This window comes from Acinetobacter sp. YH12041 (assembly GCF_013419975.1).
Lineage (GTDB): Bacteria > Pseudomonadota > Gammaproteobacteria > Pseudomonadales > Moraxellaceae > Acinetobacter.
In genome coordinates, this window is sequence record NZ_VOZC01000007.1 from 171301 (window position 1) to 191288 (window position 19988).

The window sequence follows — 19988 nt, forward strand, 5'->3', positions numbered from 1 at the left end:
ATATCATTACGATTTCAACCACCTTTTAAAATGGGAGAGATAAAAACAAAAAGCAAGGAAATACCATGGCGGCTCAATTTCTCCTATCAGCCTTAAGTACCGTAATCATATTGGCATTTACCGGCTATACAGTTTCATCCAAAACACCTGTAACAGATAGTTATGGCGCTCAGCCGTCTTTACCTGAACCAAAATCAAGACTGTTTCCGGTCGTCAACATTGCCCCTGCAAAAGGTTGGCCCGAAGGTGTCATGCCGACGCCAGCACCAGGTTTAAAAGTGCAAGCATTCGCACAAGGCCTTCAACACCCGCGCTGGTTATATGTATTGCCGAATGGAGATGTACTGGTAGCTGAAACTGATGCTCCACCTAAGCCCGAAGACAGTAAAGGGATTAAAGGCAAAATCATGAAAATGGTGATGAGAAGAGCAGGATCATCCTATCCAAGCGCCAACCGTATTAGCCTGCTGCGTGACAGTAATCAAGACGGCATTGCTGACCAGAAAACGGTATTTCTGTAAAATTTAAACTCGCCGTTTGGAATGACCTTAGTGGGTAATATGCTTTATGTCGCAAATACAGATGCTTTAGTGCGATTCTCTTATCAGCCAGGTATGACCCAGATCAAAGAAAAAGGAACTAATGTATTAGACTTGCCTGCAGGCCCTTTAAATCATCACTGGACGAAAAATGTTATTGCCAATCCTGCAGGCAAGAAGCTCTACATTACGGTAGGCTCTAATAGTAATGTGGCTGAAAATGGCATAGCTCAGGAAGAAGGACGCGCCCTGATCATGGAATTGGACCTTTCTACAGGTCAAGCCCGGCCGTTTGCTACAGGCCTGCGTAATCCCAATGGCATGGACTGGCAGCCTCAGAGTGGAGCCTTATGGACTGTAGTGAATGAGCGTGATGAGCTGGGCAATGATCTGGTTCCTGATTATATGACCTCAGTAAAAGATGGCGCTTTTTATGGCTGGCCTTATAGTTATTATGGCCAGCATGTGGATACCCGGGTAAAACCGCAAAAGCCTGAACTGGTCGCGAAAGCAATTAAGCCAGATTATGCATTGGGGAATCATACTGCATCACTGAGTCTGACATTTTATAAGGCTAATTTAATATCCCAATATCGTGATGGTGCACTCATTGGCCAGCATGGTTCCTGGAATAGGAAACCTCATAGTGGTTATAAAGTTATTTTTGTGCCATTTCAAAATGGTCAGCCTTCTGGTCAGCCTCAAGAGGTTCTGACCGGATTTTTAAGCAAAAATGGAGATGCATTTGGTCGGCCTGTGGGTGTAGCTACAGATGCTCAAGGCGCAATATTAGTTGCTGATGATGTAGGGAACGTGATTTGGCGAGTATCACCGAATCAATAAATAAGTAGATGCTAATAAAATAAAAGCCTTATAGTCTCTCCCAAAACTATAAGGCTTAGCGGCTGTAGTCTCTACTTTTATCACTTACCATCCCAGTAAGTTCGCTGTCTTTCGACTTTATTATCATTGTAATGCGATTATTATCAGCTTTCCTTGCTGACTCTTTATGTGAAACATAATGTCAAAAATTGAGGAAACAGGATATAGAGTATTTGCTCCAATCTATGTAAGTCAAAACTTACAAAAAATAATATATTTATACAAAATTTAACATTATGTGAATATTCTTATATTTTACAAAGGTTTTTGAAGATAAAAATCAGTCAATAGTAGTGTATAAATAACTATTTTCCAGCTATAAACGGCATTAAAATTAAAAGATATGATTTAAAAATCATCTTTTGCTTCAGGTTTGGCAGCTAGGGTTCCAGTTTATAGAAGATATTTATGAACACTTTAACTAAGGTAATTGATGGATCTGATTTCTCTGCCATATATGTGGTCGGGGATCTGCATGGTTGTTACAGCTTGCTCATGCAAGAACTGGAGAAAGTTCATTTTAATTTTGAGAAAGATCTACTGATTTGTACCGGAGATCTGGTCGATCGTGGTAATGAAAACCTGGAATGTGTTTCATTGGTTAGTCAACCCTGGTTTTATTGCGTTCGCGGTAATCATGAGGAAATGTGTATCAAGGGCCGTGACGATGCATGGATTCAAGATATGCATGCGCAGAATGGTGGTGAGTGGTTCTATCTTTTATCAACCGAAAAACAGGATGAACTCAGTGAAATTTTTTCTGCACTTCCTTTGGCCATTGAACTAAACCTCGAGTATAAAAAGATTGGCATTTTACACGCAGATATTGCGCTTAATGACTGGAATATATTTAAAAAGAAAATTGCAAAAGGTGAAAGTAGAATTCCAGGCTTAACTTCAGCATATACCAATGCTCTTTGGGGTAGAGGGAGAATTCGCAATCATTCTTATCGCTATGGAACCGTTAAAAATATCGATGAGATCTATCTGGGTCATACGATTGTAAAAAACCATACCCAAATTGATAATTGCCACTATATTGATGTTGGTTCTTCTTATACGCAGAAGTTGTGTGTCATTAGAATAAATGATGCAAACTAGGTGCTACAGCAAGAGCCAATTGAAAGACACATCAATAATTTTTACCTTTAAAATTAAATTGATAGCTCATTTTTATAAAAGGCGATCTATATTTATTTTTGAATGGGAAACTGTATTTTGTTCTATTTAATTTTGAGTAAGTATTCATACAATTAATTCATCTATAGTGAATTTCTCTCATCTTTTACTGAATTTATATCGTTTTACTCATCTCTAGATTCACGTTTAAATGAAGTTATACAGAAATTTGGCTTTATTTAAAAATTTAGGATAGTGAATCTCCATGGATAATCAATTTACATGCTCAATCAAGCGCATCCGTTTCGATGAAAATTATCAACCAGCAGACAACACACGTTTAACCACAAACTTTGCCAATCTGGCACGTGGTGAAAGTCGACAGGAAAATCTGCGCAGAACTCTGGCCATGATTAATCAGCGTTTTAATTCATTAGCGACAAGTGATAATCCTAAAGGCGACCGTTATTCCCTTGAAATTGACATTATCTCTGCGGAACTTGATGTCGAAGGCCATGGTCAAACTTTCCCTTTTATCGAGATGCTGAAAAGTACCGTCATTGATCATAAAACCAATAAGCGCATTGAAGGCATGATTGGCAATAGCTTTTCATCTTATGTACGTGATTATGACTTTAGCGTTGTATTGCCATCCATCAGCGATAAAACTGATGCAAAGCTTGACGACTTTGGTGATTTGCACGGCAAACTTTATCAGCATTTAATTCATTCAGATGTGTTTAAGGCCGAGTTTAAGAAACAGCCGGTGATTTGCCTGAGTGTATCTACCACGAAAACCTATTACCGTACTGCACATGTGCATCCTGTACTCGGTGTGGAATATAAAAATGATGATTATTCACGTACAGATGCATACTTCAGAAAGATGGGCTTAAGCGTTCGCTATTTCAAACCTGAACATGGTAATGCACCGTTGGCATTCTATTTTGCCGGTGACTTATTGCGTGATTACACGGACTTCGAACTTATCAGTGCGATCAGTACCATGGAAAGTTTCCAGAAGATTTATCGTCCTGAAATTTACAACACCAATTCGCCTGCAGGTTTGATCTATCAACCAAGTCTGAATTATCAGGATTATTCGTTGACACAAATCGTTTACGACCGTGTGGAGCGTAGTCAATTAGCGGTTAAGCAGGGCAAATGGACAGAAGAAAATTTTATTAAGCCGTATAAAGACATTCTTGAAAAGTGGGCCGCAAATTTTACTGTAGATAATGCTCATCAAGAGCATACTGCCTGAATGAAGAAATAAATTAACGAATATAGAGATAGAAGATTAGACATGAGCATTTTACTCCCAACATCTACAGCTGGCAGCTTGCCGAAACCGTCTTGGCTTGCCGAACCTGAGCAACTTTGGTCACCCTGGAAACTGGAAGGCGAGCAGCTCCTTGAAGCCAAGCGAGATGCTTTGAGCTTGTCCCTACATGAGCAACTACAGGCAGGCATTGATATCGTCAGTGATGGCGAACAAACCCGTCAGCACTTCGTGACCACCTTTATTGAACATCTGGAAGGTGTGGATTTCGAAAAGCGTGAGACGGTGCGTATTCGAAATCGCTATGATGCGAGTGTGCCATCCGTCGTGGGTGCTGTCGCTCGCAAGAAACCTGTATTTGTAGATGATGCCAAGTTCTTGCGTAGTCAAACTAAGCAGCCAATCAAATGGGCGTTGCCGGGTCCAATGACCATGATCGATACGCTTTATGATGCTCATTATAAGAGTCGTGAAAAACTGGCTTGGGAATTTGCAAAAATCCTGAATCAGGAAGCACTTGAACTCGAAGCAGCAGGTGTAGATATCATCCAGTTTGATGAGCCTGCATTTAATGTATTCTTTGATGAAGTAAATGACTGGGGCATTGCCACATTAGAACGTGCGCTTGAAGGTCTGAAATGTGAAACAGCAGTACATATCTGCTATGGCTATGGTATTAAAGCGAATACGGACTGGAAGAAAACCTTGGGTTCGGAATGGCGCCAATACGAAGCAGTGTTTCCGAAACTGCAAAAGTCCAAGATTGATATTGTTTCACTTGAATGCCAAAACTCTCATGTACCGATGGATCTGATTGAATTGATTCGTGGCAAAAAAGTCATGGTCGGCGCCATAGATGTCGCAACCAATCAAATTGAAACACCAGAACAGGTTGCAGATACTTTACGAAAGGCGCTTCAGTTCGTGGATGCTGACAAGCTGTATCCTTCAACCAACTGTGGTATGGCACCTTTATCGCGTCAAGTCGCACAAGGCAAACTGAATGCTTTAAGTGCTGGCGCAGCTATTGTTCGTCAAGAACTGACAGCCTGAGTATTCATTTGTCTTAAGAGCTGTATAAGGAATACATGTACTTTTACCGCTCTTCATCAAAGCGATAGTCAATTAGGGATTTAAGAGATGATTGAAGCGACTGACTTTAGAAATGCCATGTCCTTACTCACCACAGCAGTGAATGTCATTACAACCTCGGGTGAGACAGGAATGCATGGTTTTACGGCATCTGCAGTATGCAGCGTGACTGATACACCACCGACATTGCTGGTCTGTATGAATCAGTCATCTCGTTCACATGTGCATTTTATTGAGAACAAAATTTTGTCAGTGAACGTCTTAGGTCCACAGCACGAACAGATTTCTAATGCATTCGCATCCAGCAAATTCAGTTCTGAACGAAGATTTCAATTAGGTTCTTGGACAATACTAAAAACAGGCTCACCTGTACTAGGCGATGCATTAGTGAGTTTTGACTGTGAAATCGAGAATATCCAGCAAGTAGGGACACATAGTATCTTTATGTGTCGAGTGGTTGCGATTCAACGGAGCGAACAAGATCAGAGCCTGGTGTATTTTAATCGTACTTACCATTCGGTTGGACAGTTAGAATTTGCTTGAATGAAAATGAGAAAAATGACAATAAGATAATGTGGATTTTCTCATTTTTAAGATTTGTATCGAATTTAACAAATCAAAAGCAATCGATATTCACCCTCATTTTCAAGCGGAGCCCGATGTACACAAGGTAGGGCTCTTTGGGCTGGATGATCGACTGCCAATCGCCAAAGATGTCCCTGACCTAAATTTACAGGTTTTGCATTAGGCTTAGGTTGATAATGCAGATCAAAGAAATACTCTTCCAGAAAACCTTCAAATCCGGCTTCTGGGCCATCATATAATTCTTTCAGCTTTGCCCTGATTTCTGGAATCAGAATCTTTTGTTCCACCTGATCATTAGGCAAGATATCGCTTGCAGCACCATGATAGGTACATAAGAAAGTATCTGTTTCAATCGGAGAGCGATCGACATGGAATGAATAGACATCTGTAGTAATGAAATCGAGCTCATTATCCCGTTCATAGCATTTGAGCAGATTGAGTGAAGGGGAAGCGCCGTAGTCAGTCAGTAGCTGTATATCTTCTAAGATAATCTTTCTTGCCAGATGACCGCTTTCTGACAGCTGGAGTTTCATAAGATCATCAATTGAAACTTCAGTCATATTTTCCTGTAAATGAAGCTTATTCACGATCTCGGCAAAATCACCCGCTAAATTTCTAGACCAGCAAATCGCATTCATCGCACCCTTAAAATCCGAATTAACGAGTTCTGAAAAGTTTGAGACTACACGAATTTGATTATTGCCTGAAAATTGATTATGCATGCTTAAGTGAAATGACTTATGAACTATGCCTAATATTACCCTTAGATTCCTCAAAATAACTTTATGAGCTCATAAAAAAAGAGATTTTAAAACCTAAAATCTCTTTCCTTTCACAGTATCTTAATTTTCAGCTTGTGCTTTGGCTGCAATATTACTTTTATAGATAAAAAATAGTGCAACAGCTAATAGGACAATTGCTGCTAGTCTGGATCCATCTAAATGAATCACCGGATTATTCAACCATCCAAAATGATCGATGAGCAGACTCATTAATAACTGGCCACTAATGACGGCGACAGTGGTGGCAGCAGCGCCCAGTCTAGGCATAGCAAATACAATCGTAAGCATATAGGCCACGCCAAAAAATGCACCTGTTAATTGCCATCTTGGGGCTGTGAATAAATTCAATGCATGGTTGGGTTCAAGAAAGAAAGCGATTAGAAAACTGACTAGAGCACCTAAGACAAATGTCAGCCAAGAACTTTCTAATACACCTACTTTAGCACCCAAACGACCATTAATTGAAGATTGAGCACATAAAACTGCTCCGCCAAAAATAACGACTAATAACATTATATAAATCATGGAGAAGCTTCCTTATTGAATAAGCCATAATGCAGCTAAAATAGCCACCAGCGCGCCAATACGATATTTATCTACAGCCCGTTTATGGCTACCTAACAAACCCCAGTGATCAATAATAAGACTGGTCGCAACCTGGCCAAACAGGATCCCCACCATGGTCAGGCCAACACCAATATGAGGTGTCGCTACAGTTAAAGCAACCACATATATAGGGCCTAATATACCGCCAGTCAGTTGCCACCGTGGCTGCTTGAACATGAGAGAAAGCTTTGGACGGCTGAAGATCAACCCCAAGGTTAAGAGCAGTGATCCGATCGCGAAAATTCCCAAGGTCGCCCAGAAATGCCCAATTTCTTCCCCGAGTGGACCCAGTAAACCCGCTTCAACAGATAACCCCATACCTGCAAGAACGACTAATGGGAAAATCCACAACTGTTTCATATATGCTTTCCAAAGGAAGAAAGCAACGAATTATATTCTCTTATTTAAAAGCTACAATTCCGCAATTTTTCAAAACATAATTGCTATTATGACAATAATAAAATGATTGAATTAAATTCAGGGATAGATCAAGTATGCAACTCAATGCATTACGCTATTTTGTGATGGTGGCAACGACAGGCAGTTTTTCAGCTACGGCAAAGCATTTTCAGGTTCCATCTTCCTCAGTATCTCGTTTTATTTCCAAACTTGAACAGGAAATTGGGCAACAACTTTTTTATCGTAATACACGCTCTGTCCGGCTGACTGACATAGGAGAAAAGTACTTTGTGCAAATTAAGGAAGTGCTTGATACGCTAGATCTAGCCAATGAAGAAATTTCTGGTAAAAATGCGATCAGAGGGTTAATTCGTATTAATACAGCGGTTGCGCTGGGAAGGCTACATATATCGCGTATAGTGAATAAATTGCATGATAGCTATCCAGATCTTTCAGTCGAGCTAATCTTGACGGATACTTTTATTGATCCTGTACAAGAAGGCGTAGACATTGCGATAAGGATTGGCTCATTACAAGATTCAGCATTAATTGCACGCAAGGTCTGTGATCAACAATATGTGCTGTGTGCGAGCCCTGCATATCTTGGAAAGTATGGAACTCCACATTCCCCACACGAGATTCAGAATCATCAATGTCTGGTGTATAAGGGCGTTTCAGGCAGCCAACGCTGGTATTTCCGTCAACAGGAGCATGACACTCCGATTTTAATTGAGCCACAAGGACCTTTAAGAAGCAATAATGCAGAAGTCCTGGTAGATGCGGCATTGGAAGGACGGGGGATTGTCTTATTTCCAACCTGGATTTTTACGGAAGACTATTTCAAAACACATAAACTGGTTCAACTCCTTCCTGACTGGATCAGTACAGTAGAGCCTTATTCTATAGGGATTCATCTGGTTTCTCCCGAAAACAGAATTCGTTCACAAAAAGTCAGAACTGTGCTTGATTTCATTTTAAAAGAAATTGGAGATCCGCCGTACTGGGATAATATTCTTAAATTATAAAATTTTTATGATCTAATTAGAGAAAGCTTAATTGATTTCTTAGTTATCTTTTTTCGATCAAGAAGGGTTCTAAAGCAGAGCTAAGATTAAAAGCATAAAATGGATGAATTTATACGTTTTTAGATTTTATCTACACATTGCAATTGCAAAATTCTTAACTTTCCTTAAATGTATCTGCATTATTGCTATAAATCTAAAATTAAAATAAAAAAGCCTATCTCATTCGAAATAGGCTTTTTTACCTCTGAGGAATCTTCTCGCCATTTAATTCAGTAAGAATGCTATGGCTTAAAGACTGATAATCATATTATGAGAATATGAATAGTTTTTCAAACATAATTTAAATTTTATTTGGTTAAATTATTACGAATGTCACTTGTGCTTTCAGGATGGTGGAGGAGCTTCTTTTCAATAATCTGTGCTTTCTCCTGAAGAATTTGTACTAATTTTTCCAGATTTACAAAATCAAATCTATTTTTTGAGGCTAATAAAGTAAGCGCTAAGGGCGGTTCTTTAAGAGAGAATTTAACTGGGACAGACAAACCTGCAACTTGAGGATCAAGTTCACCACTAGAATAATAATACCCCTGTTTTTTGATCTTTCTCATTTGTTCCAGAAAAGCGGTTTCATTCTGCACAAATCCTACTTCTGCAAATGCATCTGCATAACGTTGGTAATAGTCAAGCAACGCTTGTTTCGGTAAATGTGCCATGATGACTTTTGAAGATGAACCCACATAGACAGGACGTGGACAACCGCGTCCGAATGAAAGCAGATGTGCATTTTTAAAGACTTCGTCATGTAAGTCGATACAAGAATCATAATTGAGATGAGTCAATATACAAGAGAACTCAGTCCGTTCGACGATTTCCTGCATAAAGGGAATGCTGATCTGAACCAAAGGATCAGTTTTTCTTGAAATATAATCCAGAACAGCAATTTTCGAACCCAGCGTATAGTCACCGGATGTGCCACTGATTCGCTGTAATAATTCAGCCGATACCAATTCTTTTAAATAGCGATAACTGGTAGGTTTGGAGAGGTTTAATTCTTCACTGATGATATCTACATTAATCACTGAACGTGATAATGAAAATAGATCGAGAACCGTAAGAATTTTTCCAAAACTTGCTTGCGCCATAAAAAAAACCTGAAGTGCTGACTATTGAAAAAGGTGATGACTCACTTTAGCTTAAAAGAGGGTAGTAGAGGCAACTATTTACCTAAAATTCTCGAATCATGAGGATATAGGAAGAAAAGAGATAAATATTCAGCTTAACGGCCTATGCAATGATAAAAAATCATACTTATTCTCATATAGAGATATTTTTATTGACAATAAAGCGTTTATTTGAAAAAATTACTTACACAAATATCCAATGATGAATAATTAAGCAAAGCATTATCTTTTGCTTTTTATATTTTCATCAACCAGTTTCAGTTTAATCAGCTGAATATTCTAATTTTATAGACTTTCAACAAGTAAAAATTTTGTCACTGAGTTCTTTGGGCTTGGTGGGCAGGTTATTTGCTTTAGAAAATAAAATAAGCTCTTAGAGAGAAACCATGCTGCTTATAAAATCTTTACTCGCATTTCGTCCAAATAAAATGGACTGGATTTTTGCGACTAAAACGTTTGTGGCTGGTATTTTGGCGCTCTACGTTGCGTTGAGTTTAGATCTTGCTTATCCGATTTGGGCTATTGGCACAGTTTTCGTTATTGCCAATCCTTATACGGGAATGACCGCTTCAAAAAGTATCTATCGTGTACTAGGTACTTTATTAGGCGCAATTGTGGCAGTTGCAGTTACTCCTTGGCTAATCAATACCCCGTGGTTGTTTACGCTGTTTTTATCCTGTTGGGTTGGTCTTTGCTTATATTTCTCTCTGCTTGATCGTACACCGCGCAGTTATATACTGATGCTGGCTGGATATACGACAGTCATCATCTGCTTTAATATCATTTACTTTATTGATACTGCTTCATTATTTGATATGGCGGTAGGACGCTTTCTGGAAATTACTATTGGCGTCGTTTGCAGCGCGATTGTGACGACGACCATATTTCCAATGCATATTGGCCCCGCAGTGAAAAGTCGTGTCAGTAAAACCTTAGCGGATACTCAGCAGATTTTTAATAAAATTCTATTAGAACCACGTCAAGACCAGAACTATACAAAAGCTTTAAGCCAATTGGCTGCAGATATTGCAGATATTCATGTCATGGCTGTGCATTTAAGCTATGAAAAATCAGCTCTACAGGGAATGACCAAACCACTGCAGGAAATGCTGAACCAGATCACAATGCTGGTGAGTAATTTGGTGGCAATGTCTGAACGCATGCAACAGTTAGACTTCATTGATACAGAATATCGCCAGTCATTAGCAGATTTACATTCTAAAATTAATACATATCTAACAGATGAACATCTATTAAAAGAGTCTGAACTGAATCAGCTTCCTGCTGATTTTGAAACAGATTTCCTGAAAATTTTTGAACATTCAAAAGATGGTCAAATTGTGATATTGAAAAGCTTGAAAATGGATATCCGCCATTTCATTCAGAATATCCATGCAATTAAGTTGATCTGGCAGCGAATCCAACAGGGGGATACTTCACTGCCTGAAATGATTGTTCCACTTACTACAAACTATCCAACTTTACATCGTGATCATGGCGTAGCAGTGCGGGGCGGGGTTTCTGCATGCCTCACAGTTTTTATTGCTACTGCCTTTTGGATCTTAAGCGGCTGGAAAGCTGGATTTATGCTGGCTGAAATGGCTGCGATCAGTGCATGTATCTTAACGGCGCTGGATAATCCGGTGCCTGCATTGAAGCTGTTTATTCGCAGTAGCTTATATGCTTCGATCGTAATCTTCATATATGCCTATGGAATTTTTCCAAATATTATAGAATTCTGGCAGTTAGCGCTTGTACTTGCACCATTCTGCATATATTGCCTGATGCTTTTTTTGCATCCACCCTTGGTTGGAATTGGTTTGCCGTTGTTGATGGGTACGATCATGGGACTGAATTTTCAGAACCGTTATACCCTGGATCAAATTTCTTTCTTCGATGCAGCGATTGGTACAGTGATTGGGCCAATCATCGCTGTATTTATTATCCATATGATCCGTGCAATGTCTCCAGATATAACCGTAGAGCGCATTTTGGCCATTCATAACCGAGCCATTCGTCAGGCACTGTATATTCCTTATGGGGTACGGTTCCGTATTCATTTACGTACGATGATTGACCGCATCGGGGTATTAAATACTAAAGCAGTAGAATCTGAAGATCTGAAAAATAAAATCAATCAGGCACTCATTGAATCCAGCGCCGTAGTGGATCTGGCACGGTTACAGGAACTCATACTCAAGTTACCTGAACAGCAGCTTTTGACCCAGCAACTCGAAGATCTTCAAATACAGCTGGATGAGTATTTCCGTGCCAAAGAAATTGGACAAAATTATGATGCTGCCTTCACACAGTTAATCAACAAAATACAGGCTCTAGAAGCAGATCTCATCATGCAGGAACATACAGATGTTGTAGAACGGCTGCATATTTCACTCAACAATATTCGTAGCAGTTTATGTCATATCAAGACACCGCCAAGATATGCAGGCGCAGGAGATTAATACATGGGAGAGCTGAATATCTATGGTGTGTATGTGCCAATTTTATTGATTCAAGCTGTGATTGCCTATGTTCTGCTTAGAATCTTGATGAAATGGCTGGACAAACTAGTCGCGAATGACTGGATCATCATGCCAAATATCTTCTACTTATGCATTTACGTACTTTTGCTGGGCGCCGTCCATTGGGCAGGCTTATTACTATGAGGCCTGATATTAAAATGATTGAGGAAAACCGTATATGACATCTGTCAATTTACGCAAATATTTGCGACCTGTACTTTTGACGGTAGTGGCTGTTCTCGCCATTTTAGTGATTCGACATATCTGGAATTATTATAATTCTGAGCCATGGACGAGGGACGGGCGTGTACGTGGTGATGTTATTCAGGTGTCATCAGATATTTCAGGCCTGGTCACAGAAGTACTGGTGCAAGATAACCAGACCATCAAGAAAGGGCAGCCATTATTTAAAATTGATGTTGAACGTCAAGAACTAGATGTTCAAGAAGCTCGTGCGGATCTTGCGAAAGCAAAAGCAGGTTTAGCGCAAGCTGAGGCTGAACTGGCGAATGCTAAAGCCAATGTCGTGAAATCCCAAGCGAGTATTCATCTGGCAGACAAGAATGCGAGCCGTTATTCAAGTTTAATGGATGGTGCTATTTCAAAACAGGAACAGGATCAGATTTTTGCTGCACGAGATGAATCACATGCCGAGCATGAGCAGTCCTTAGCTGCAATCGAACAGGCCAAAGCGAATATCGAACAGCAAAAGGCATTAATACAAGTCGCTGAAAATAACCTCAATCTCGCGCAACTTAATTTACATCGTTCAGAAGTTGTTGCTCCGGCAAATGGCACATTATCAAATTTTGAATTAAAAGAAGGGAACTATGTCAAAGTTGGCCAAGCGGTTGCAGCATTACTAGATCGCAAACAGCTCTATGTAGTGGGTTATTTTGAAGAAACGAAACTGGATAAAATTTATGTGGGAGCACCTGCCACCATTCAGCTGATGGGTGATTCGCAAAAACTTAAGGGCCATGTGCAAGGTATTGCCTCGGGGATTGAAGATCGCGAACGTACTGCCGGTTCAGGTCTTTTAGCGAATGTGAATCCAACCTTTAGTTGGGTACGTTTAGCACAACGTGTCCCTGTTAAGATTATTCTGGATGAATTACCAAAGAATGAACTTGCCTTCGTTGCAGGGCGAACAGCAACAGTGCATATAGAAAAGCAAGGAAAAAACTGACCTGTAATTCAATAACACAAGGTTCTTTACGAAAAGAGAACCTTGTTATGAATCCTGATTTAAAAAGATCAAACAGCTATATAAAAAAGGTAATAATAAGAAGTATGTAATTTGACCATTAAATTACCTTGTCATTACATTTTAATTGACCATTCGTTCAAATTTTTATATTTTCATATGAACTTTTTTTAAACAGGAGGAATTTTTTATTATGAATGACGTAAGGCTTTTATATGTAAGTAAGTTCAAAGATGAGAAATACTCTACTTCTGAACTTTATAATATTTTAACAGAAGCCTTAGAATTTAATGAGTTACACAAAATCTTTGGCGCACTCTATTTCGGAAATAATTATTTTGTCCAGTGTTTGGAAGGCACTGAAGAAAGTGTAAAAGACCTTTTCTACAATCGAATAGTCAAAGATCCACGCCATAAGAACTGTGAAATTCTCTCTTATGAACTAATCGACTCATATCTTTTCTCCAGTTGGTACATGAAGTATGCCAATGTCCATAATGATCTCATTGAGTTCTTTATCAAGAATCATCATGATGGATTTAATCCTTATCTCCTGGATCCAGACACTATTCCTGCTTTTATAGAATTACTCAGACAGCACGAAGATGATTTATACAAAGCCCAGGTGATGGCCTAATCAGATTAGATGTAGCATGTGATATGTTAATTTAAAGAAATTGCTATATTACATGTTATATTTATAATTTTAAGTTATTGAAATTTATAGAATAATTAAATTTTCAGTTTAAAATAATAGAGATGGTTAACCATCTCTATTTCTAATAGATTTAAAATTCCGAGGCAACTTAAATAAATTCCAGCACTTCAATTCTCAGTATTTAAAATATTTCCTGATTACATATTTCTATTCGTGAAATAAAATCCAGAGGCATAGTTAGTCTTTCAGCAGTTATTGTTTCAAAATGAACCCAGATAGCTGCGTCTCTATTCTCAAAACTAATACTTATAAGCTTAACCAAGTCATAGGGTTCAACATTGTGAGTCAAGATAATATTATAAAAGTGATCTGAGCGTACGTAAGAGATAAGCATTTGATGAATAGAAACTTGTTAATAACTACTTAGCTCACTATATTTACTTAGTTCAGGTAAATCATGTTGTCTGTTCACTTTAGTCCTTATCAATCTTCAAGTTTTTTATAGAGGACCAGAATTTTATCAATTTAGACAGGGCAGCATTTAGTTGTTTTGTATAAATAATTGAACTTTTTATGAATGATGCTGTACTACAACGCTAGCCAGATTAAAGCACTAACTATAATTAAAACTGTAATTATAAGAGCGTAGAAAACAATGTCTCAAATAAAAATTTATGCTTTAAATGAAACAATCGAACTACATAGACTAGAACTGAGTAAAGCTATTCATCAAGCTTTAGTTAAAGAACTAATTTATCCCGAGAAAAAATTTTTCAACGATTTATACCTTTAGAGTCTGAAAATTTTATTTACCCAAAGGATCGATCTAGACTTTATATCATTATCGAGATTTCAATATTTGAAGGAAGAACAAAAGAGACCAAAAAAGTATTTGATTGTGCTTTATTTAAAAATATAAGTCATTTATTTGGGATTAAATCTAATGATATTGAAATAATCATATTTGAAACTTTTAAAGAAAACCGGGGTATTCGAGCAAAAATTACGGATGAGCTTCATCTAGGTTATGAGGTAAATACTTAGTTGATTCATATAAAGAAAACCTTAAGACTAATCTTAATATCTACGTTTAACACGACTAGGATGAAAAAGACATATTAACTAATTGGTGGGTGCTACATACAGAAATAGGCTATATGCATAATATCTTATTTAACATAATATACATTATACGAAATGAATCATGTAACTCCAAAATAGAAATGTCCGGTTTCTCCAAAGTAAAAATGTCCGCCTTAGATTCGCACTTATTGCTGATCTTGGCGGACATTCACATGTGAACATGAATCTTGAATAAATTAAGAAAGCTTAAGTCACATTTAAATTAAAACTCTTTTGTCACGCTTAACCCGGCACTCCAGTTACGACCTTCTGCTGGTTCAAAGTAACGGCCTATTGGTTTGGTCATATCATTCACAATAACTGAGCCTGAATAGTTTTTATCAAATAAGTTATCTATACGTGTAAAAGTATTAAAAGCCCAATCATTCACTGTCCAGCTATATCCTATATTTGCTGCAGTAACTGTATAGCTGGGTGCAAAGTCTGAATTCACATCATTTACATAAATCTTATCACTATAACGAACATCTATACCTGCACTTAAACCATTTTCAGGTTTCCAACCCAAGCTTAAGAAAGCCTGATTCTTAGCAATGCCGGGAATATAGTTATCTTTTGGAACTGCAGCTACAGCCCCCTCAGCGGGAATATTTGCATCAAATTTTGCATCAATATAGCTATAGCTGGCTTGTGCTGCCAGATTACGCCACAGGTCTTTACTCCAAGATAGCTCTAATCCTTTTCTTAGGGTTTTATCTGCATTACGGAAGGTTGAACGTCCATTATCACTTCCAGCAGAGACAATGTCATTTTCAGTTGTTGTATAAAAGGCTGCAGCGGTAAATTGTCCAAATGAAGTATCAGATTTCGTCCCAATTTCATAGGTTTCACTTTCTGATGCCTTTAAGTCAAATTTTCGTGTACTTCCATCTGCTGGATAAGCCATTTCGGTAAATGTTGGTGTTTCAAAACCTTGTGCATAGCTTGCATAAGTGATTAATTCAGTAAGAATTTTCCAACTTACTGCAAATGAAGGCAGTACTTGCTCATAAGTCGTTTTACCTGAATTATCGCCATTACTTAGGTAATGATCTTCAGATTTAAAATGTACATTGCTATAACGCAAACCAGCATCTAAAGTCCAATCTGGCGTAAAGTTATAGGATGCTTGAATATAAGGATCTGCATTCCAAAGCGTATTGTCTTCATCACGACGTAAATCACCTTTAACTCCAAACGTATTTTCACCAATATAGTTGTTATATCCCTTACGATCTTCTGTCATTGCATCAATTGCCACCCCAACAATGAGTTTTAAATTCGGTAAGATTTCTTTACCTGTCCAACGTATATCTGTTCCATAGAAATTACGATCAAAATCAATGACACCACCTGCATGATTAGCAGGTTCTTGATTTGCTTTTGGAGTTGATTGATATTGAGTTACAGAACGTTGCCCAGCATAGAACATTGCATAAACTTCATTTAAATCATTAATTGGTTTATTCCAAGTTACTCCTGTCTGTATTTGCTCAATTTCCTTGCGAGCGTTGTAATCTAAGACACCTTTTACTGCTTGTTTAGGATTAGCCTTCCATTGATCTCGAGTTAAACCACCTGGATCATCTGCTGCAATTTTGACATAGTTATTGACCCAGTTAATTTTAGAGCCATCGTCCAGATCCCAAGTCAGCTTGGCATTGTTCAGTACTTTATGTGCACCACTATGATCACGGAAACCATCCGTATCAAAATAAGATGAACTGATGATATAGCTTGGTTCAGAAGCATTTTCTGAACCACCTTGTAGCACCAGGTTCGTTTGGCCTTTATTCTGACTGCCACCCGAATATCCCAAAGTGACTGAATCAGGTCCCTGCCCTTCACGGCTTTGTGTCAGGATGGTTCCGCCAGAAGAATTACCATATAGCGAAGAAAATGGCCCACTCAGCACTTCAATATGATCCAGACTATTCAGGTCAATATTCGAGGTTTGCCCCTGCCCATCCGGCATAGTCGCAGGAATACCGTCTACATATAAACGTACTCCTCGCACACCGAAAGTCGAACGTGCACCGAAGCCCCGCATTGATATCTGTAAATCCTGAGCATAATTTTCGCGGTTATTCAGCTGTAAACCTGGTACACCTTTTAAGGTTTCAGACAGATTTACATTCAGGCTATTCTGTTGTTCCTGATTCAGATAATAGGTAGATGCCGGTGTTTCCAGAATGGCACGATCTGTACGGGTTGCTTCAACCACAATGGGAGCCAGTCGCTGTACCTCTGTAACCGGTTCTTCCGCATAAATTCCTTGACTGATACAAGCAATCAGACAGGATAAAGTCGATTTCATCGGCAACCGCGTGGTATGAAGGTGCATAGCTAATATTCCTGATATCTGGCATTCACTCATGCCATGGGAGTTCAAACGTTTTAAAAGTGTCTTATTAATTTTAAAGACTCAGCATCTGCATAAGATCAAACTGAATACTTGCAGGAAAGCTGAGCTAAAGGTTCATGATTTTCTAATCAAGCTTTATTGTCATAACAGCCTGTATTTTGCATAAAAAAGCCTGACGAATCAGGCTTTTTTACTTAACTATAAAACTTCATTATTTATTGTCAGGTAGTGCATAGGCAACCAAAGAATCACCCATTTTGGTACCGAAGGAACCGTGACCACCCGCCATAATCACAACATACTGCTTACCATTGGCTTCATAAGTCATTGGCGTCGCTTGACCACCTGCAGGTAGACGACCTTTCCACAGCTCATCACCATTAGTCACGTTGATCGCACGGATGTAATTGTCTTGAGTTGCACCGACAAACATCACATTACCTGCAGTCGAGATTGGACCACCTAACATTGGTACACCCATTTTAAATGGAGGCAATGGAATGCCCGGCATACTGTCACGAATCGTACCGATACGACGTTTCCAAGCGATTTCATGATTGGTCAGATCAACACCAGCGACATAACCCCATGCAGGTTGCTTACATGGCAAGCCGAATGGAGACAGGAAGGCACTGATTTCAACACCATAAGGCACGCCATACATTGGTTGTACGCCCGCTTCAGTTCCTGCACCTTTGGCAGTTTTCTCACGGTTAGGATCAGCAGGAATTAAGCGAGTCACGAATGGCAAACCAATTGGATTGGTTAATGCGATTTGACGGTCTGGGTTGACTGACATACCACCCCATTCGAATACACCGAGGTTACCCGGGAACACCAACGTACCATTTTCAGATGGTGGCGTATAAATACCGTCATAGTTTAATTTCTTGAACGATACACGACACATTAACTGGTCAAACATAGTGGCACCCCACATGTCTTTATCAGTCAATTTGTCTTTAGGTGCCAGGTTAAAGTCAGAGAATGGTTGAGTTTTTGAATACCACTCGCCCTTAGTTTGCGGACCACGTTTTACTGACTGAGGTACTGGTTTTTCAGTAATAGGAACGATCGCTTCACCTGTACGACGGTCTAATACAAAGGCATTACCGGTTTTGGTCAGCACATAGATCGCTGGAACCATGTTCCCGTTTTTGTCTTTGATATCAGTCAATGTTGGCTGTGCTGGTACATCCATATCCCACAAGTCGTGGTGAGTAGTCTGGAAATTCCAGATCAACTTACCAGTAGATGCATTAATCGCCAGCATAGAGTTTGCATAACGCTCGTCTAGCTCAGTACGGTGACCACCGTAGATATCCGGTGTGCCTACTCCTGTTGGTACATAGACGATATCCAACTGTGCATCATAAGCCAATGGTGCCCATGCGTTTGGTGAGTTATTTACGAATTTTTGACCAGGAGCTGGAATCGCGTTTGGATCTTCTGCGCCAGTATCAAATACCCATAATAATTCACCGGTATTTACGTCATAACCACGGATTACACCTGAAGGTTCTTCAGTCGAGTAGTTATCCGTCGTTGAACCCGCGATAATAATGGTTGTACCTGTGATCACTGGAGGTGAAGTCGGGTTATAACCGCCTGGATATGGAAATGGCATGTCTTTTTGCAGATCAACTTCACCATTGTTACCAAAGTCAGAACATACTTTACCAGTAGTCGCATTCACTGCGACCAGACGTCCATCATTGACTGGTAAGATCACTTTCTGAGGACATTCAGCCGAAGTTGTTGAACGTGCAGACAGGCTGCTTTCAAAACCTGCAGTATTGTTCGCATCATAATAAGATACGCCACGACAAGTTAAATGCTGGAAGGTATTGTCCGCTTTCAGTTTAGGATCGAAGCGCCATTTTTCCTTACCAGTCGCAGGATCAAGTGCAATCAGATATTGGTGAGTTGAACACATGAACAGGTTATTCCCCACTTTAATTGGAGTCACCTGATTGGTGGTTTCACCAGAGTCTTTATCTGTTTTCGTATCGCCAGTACGGAATTCCCAAGCCAGTTCAAGATCTTTTACGTTTTCAGAATTGATCTGTTTTAATGGAGAATAACGTAAACCTGACTGAGTACGACCATAAGCAGGCCAGTCTTCATCGGCAATACCTGGAATAGATTGATGGACTGCAGGTTGCTGTGATGTTAATTCGCCACGGATTTCCTGTGGGTCATTAAATACAGAATAAATCATGACAGCAATCGTAATTGCCAGCGAGCCAGTCAGCGCCATTTTTGCAGCTTTGCTGTCACCAAAACCACGAGTCACTGCAGGAATCAGCAGGGCCAGACCGAATAGGCCTAAAATATCTAGACGTGGTGCCAGTGCAAAGAAGTCTGAACCCACTTCCCAAAGACCCCATACCACTGTACCAAGGACCAATACTGCATAAACAATAAGGGCTGTGCTTTTACGTTTTTGTAATAACACGGCTGTCGCCAGGAAGAACAGACCGGCAATGATGTAGTACCAAGACCCACCAAGTGTTGCCAGATATATTCCTCCAAATAGCAGAACCAAACCGAAAATGGCAGCAATAGCTGCCAGAATCGTTTTCAGTACTGAACCTGAAGACGAAGTATTCATATTGAACA

General features: G+C 39.4%; 15 protein-coding genes and 3 pseudogenes. 11 read left to right on the plus strand and 7 right to left on the minus strand.

Annotation, left to right across the window (positions count from 1 at the left end; all coding sequences use genetic code 11):
* The first annotated feature begins 65 nt into the window (after positions 1-65).
* The 5 genes and pseudogenes from FTU00_RS08350 (at position 66) to FTU00_RS08370 (ending at position 5457) form a co-directional block, all read left to right on the plus strand.
* A pseudogene (locus FTU00_RS08350) lies at positions 66-1382 on the plus strand (sorbosone dehydrogenase family protein).
* A 447-nt stretch (positions 1383-1829) separates the two neighbouring features.
* The gene (locus tag FTU00_RS08355) at positions 1830-2522 is read left to right on the plus strand and encodes a metallophosphoesterase (RefSeq protein ID WP_180179507.1); all 693 of its coding nucleotides are present in this window, start codon (positions 1830-1832) and stop codon (positions 2520-2522) included.
* A 283-nt stretch (positions 2523-2805) separates the two neighbouring features.
* A complete protein-coding gene (locus tag FTU00_RS08360) occupies positions 2806-3804 on the plus strand; it encodes a putative oxygenase MesX (protein WP_180179508.1) in 999 nt (332 codons plus the stop codon).
* 42 nt (positions 3805-3846) lie between these two features.
* Complete coding sequence (locus FTU00_RS08365) at positions 3847-4875, plus strand: methionine synthase (RefSeq protein ID WP_179993025.1); 1029 nt, start codon at positions 3847-3849, stop codon at positions 4873-4875.
* Between the two features lie 87 nt (positions 4876-4962).
* A complete protein-coding gene (locus FTU00_RS08370) occupies positions 4963-5457 on the plus strand; it encodes a flavin reductase (RefSeq protein ID WP_159123555.1) in 495 nt (164 codons plus the stop codon).
* A gap of 65 nt (positions 5458-5522) precedes the next feature.
* Here the strand turns inward: FTU00_RS08370 and FTU00_RS08375 are convergent, their stop codons facing one another.
* The 3 genes from FTU00_RS08375 to FTU00_RS08385 all read right to left on the minus strand — a co-directional run bounded on the left by FTU00_RS08375 (position 5523) and on the right by FTU00_RS08385 (position 7247).
* The gene (locus FTU00_RS08375) at positions 5523-6221 is read right to left on the minus strand and encodes a DUF1826 domain-containing protein (RefSeq protein WP_180179509.1); all 699 of its coding nucleotides are present in this window, start codon (positions 6219-6221) and stop codon (positions 5523-5525) included.
* A 120-nt stretch (positions 6222-6341) separates the two neighbouring features.
* Entirely contained in the window at positions 6342-6806 is a 465-nt protein-coding gene (locus tag FTU00_RS08380) for a DMT family transporter (protein ID WP_180179510.1), read from the minus strand.
* A 12-nt stretch (positions 6807-6818) separates the two neighbouring features.
* Positions 6819-7247: a DMT family transporter gene (locus FTU00_RS08385; protein ID WP_034170896.1), complete on the minus strand. Its 429-nt coding sequence runs from the start codon at positions 7245-7247 to the stop codon at positions 6819-6821.
* Between the two features lie 134 nt (positions 7248-7381).
* Here FTU00_RS08385 and FTU00_RS08390 point away from each other — a divergent pair, with 134 nt between their 5' ends.
* Positions 7382-8311, plus strand: coding sequence for a LysR family transcriptional regulator (locus FTU00_RS08390; protein ID WP_180179511.1), 930 nt, complete (start codon positions 7382-7384; stop codon positions 8309-8311).
* Positions 8312-8658: 347 nt separating this feature from the next.
* On the opposite strand, the gene FTU00_RS08395 is transcribed toward FTU00_RS08390, so the two are convergent.
* Positions 8659-9453 carry an IclR family transcriptional regulator gene (locus FTU00_RS08395; protein WP_180179512.1) on the minus strand — a complete coding sequence of 265 codons (795 nt, stop codon included), beginning with the start codon at positions 9451-9453 and terminating at the stop codon, positions 8659-8661.
* A gap of 425 nt (positions 9454-9878) precedes the next feature.
* Here FTU00_RS08395 and FTU00_RS08400 point away from each other — a divergent pair, with 425 nt between their 5' ends.
* The 4 genes from FTU00_RS08400 (at position 9879) to FTU00_RS08415 (ending at position 13858) form a co-directional block, all read left to right on the plus strand.
* Positions 9879-11954, plus strand: coding sequence for an FUSC family protein (locus FTU00_RS08400; protein WP_180179513.1), 2076 nt, complete (start codon positions 9879-9881; stop codon positions 11952-11954).
* A gap of 3 nt (positions 11955-11957) precedes the next feature.
* Complete coding sequence (locus tag FTU00_RS08405; protein WP_179993019.1) at positions 11958-12158, plus strand: DUF1656 domain-containing protein; 201 nt, start codon at positions 11958-11960, stop codon at positions 12156-12158.
* 34 nt (positions 12159-12192) lie between these two features.
* The gene (locus FTU00_RS08410) at positions 12193-13203 is read left to right on the plus strand and encodes an HlyD family secretion protein (protein ID WP_180179514.1); all 1011 of its coding nucleotides are present in this window, start codon (positions 12193-12195) and stop codon (positions 13201-13203) included.
* A gap of 211 nt (positions 13204-13414) precedes the next feature.
* A complete protein-coding gene (locus FTU00_RS08415; protein ID WP_180179515.1) occupies positions 13415-13858 on the plus strand; it encodes a BLUF domain-containing protein in 444 nt (147 codons plus the stop codon).
* Positions 13859-14060: 202 nt separating this feature from the next.
* On the opposite strand, the pseudogene FTU00_RS15580 reads toward FTU00_RS08415, so the two are convergent.
* Positions 14061-14351 (minus strand): annotated as a pseudogene (locus tag FTU00_RS15580) (hypothetical protein).
* A 183-nt stretch (positions 14352-14534) separates the two neighbouring features.
* On the opposite strand from FTU00_RS15580, the pseudogene FTU00_RS08420 reads away from it, so the two are divergent.
* A pseudogene (locus tag FTU00_RS08420) lies at positions 14535-14923 on the plus strand (tautomerase family protein).
* A 301-nt stretch (positions 14924-15224) separates the two neighbouring features.
* Here FTU00_RS08420 and FTU00_RS08425 read toward each other — a convergent pair.
* Both FTU00_RS08425 and FTU00_RS08430 read right to left on the minus strand, forming a co-directional pair.
* Positions 15225-17345 carry a TonB-dependent receptor gene (locus FTU00_RS08425; protein ID WP_180179516.1) on the minus strand — a complete coding sequence of 707 codons (2121 nt, stop codon included), beginning with the start codon at positions 17343-17345 and terminating at the stop codon, positions 15225-15227.
* Positions 17346-17577: 232 nt separating this feature from the next.
* Positions 17578-19980 (minus strand): glucose/quinate/shikimate family membrane-bound PQQ-dependent dehydrogenase, encoded by a 2403-nt coding sequence (locus FTU00_RS08430; RefSeq protein ID WP_180179517.1) that lies wholly within the window; start codon positions 19978-19980, stop codon positions 17578-17580.
* Positions 19981-19988: the final 8 nt, after the last annotated feature.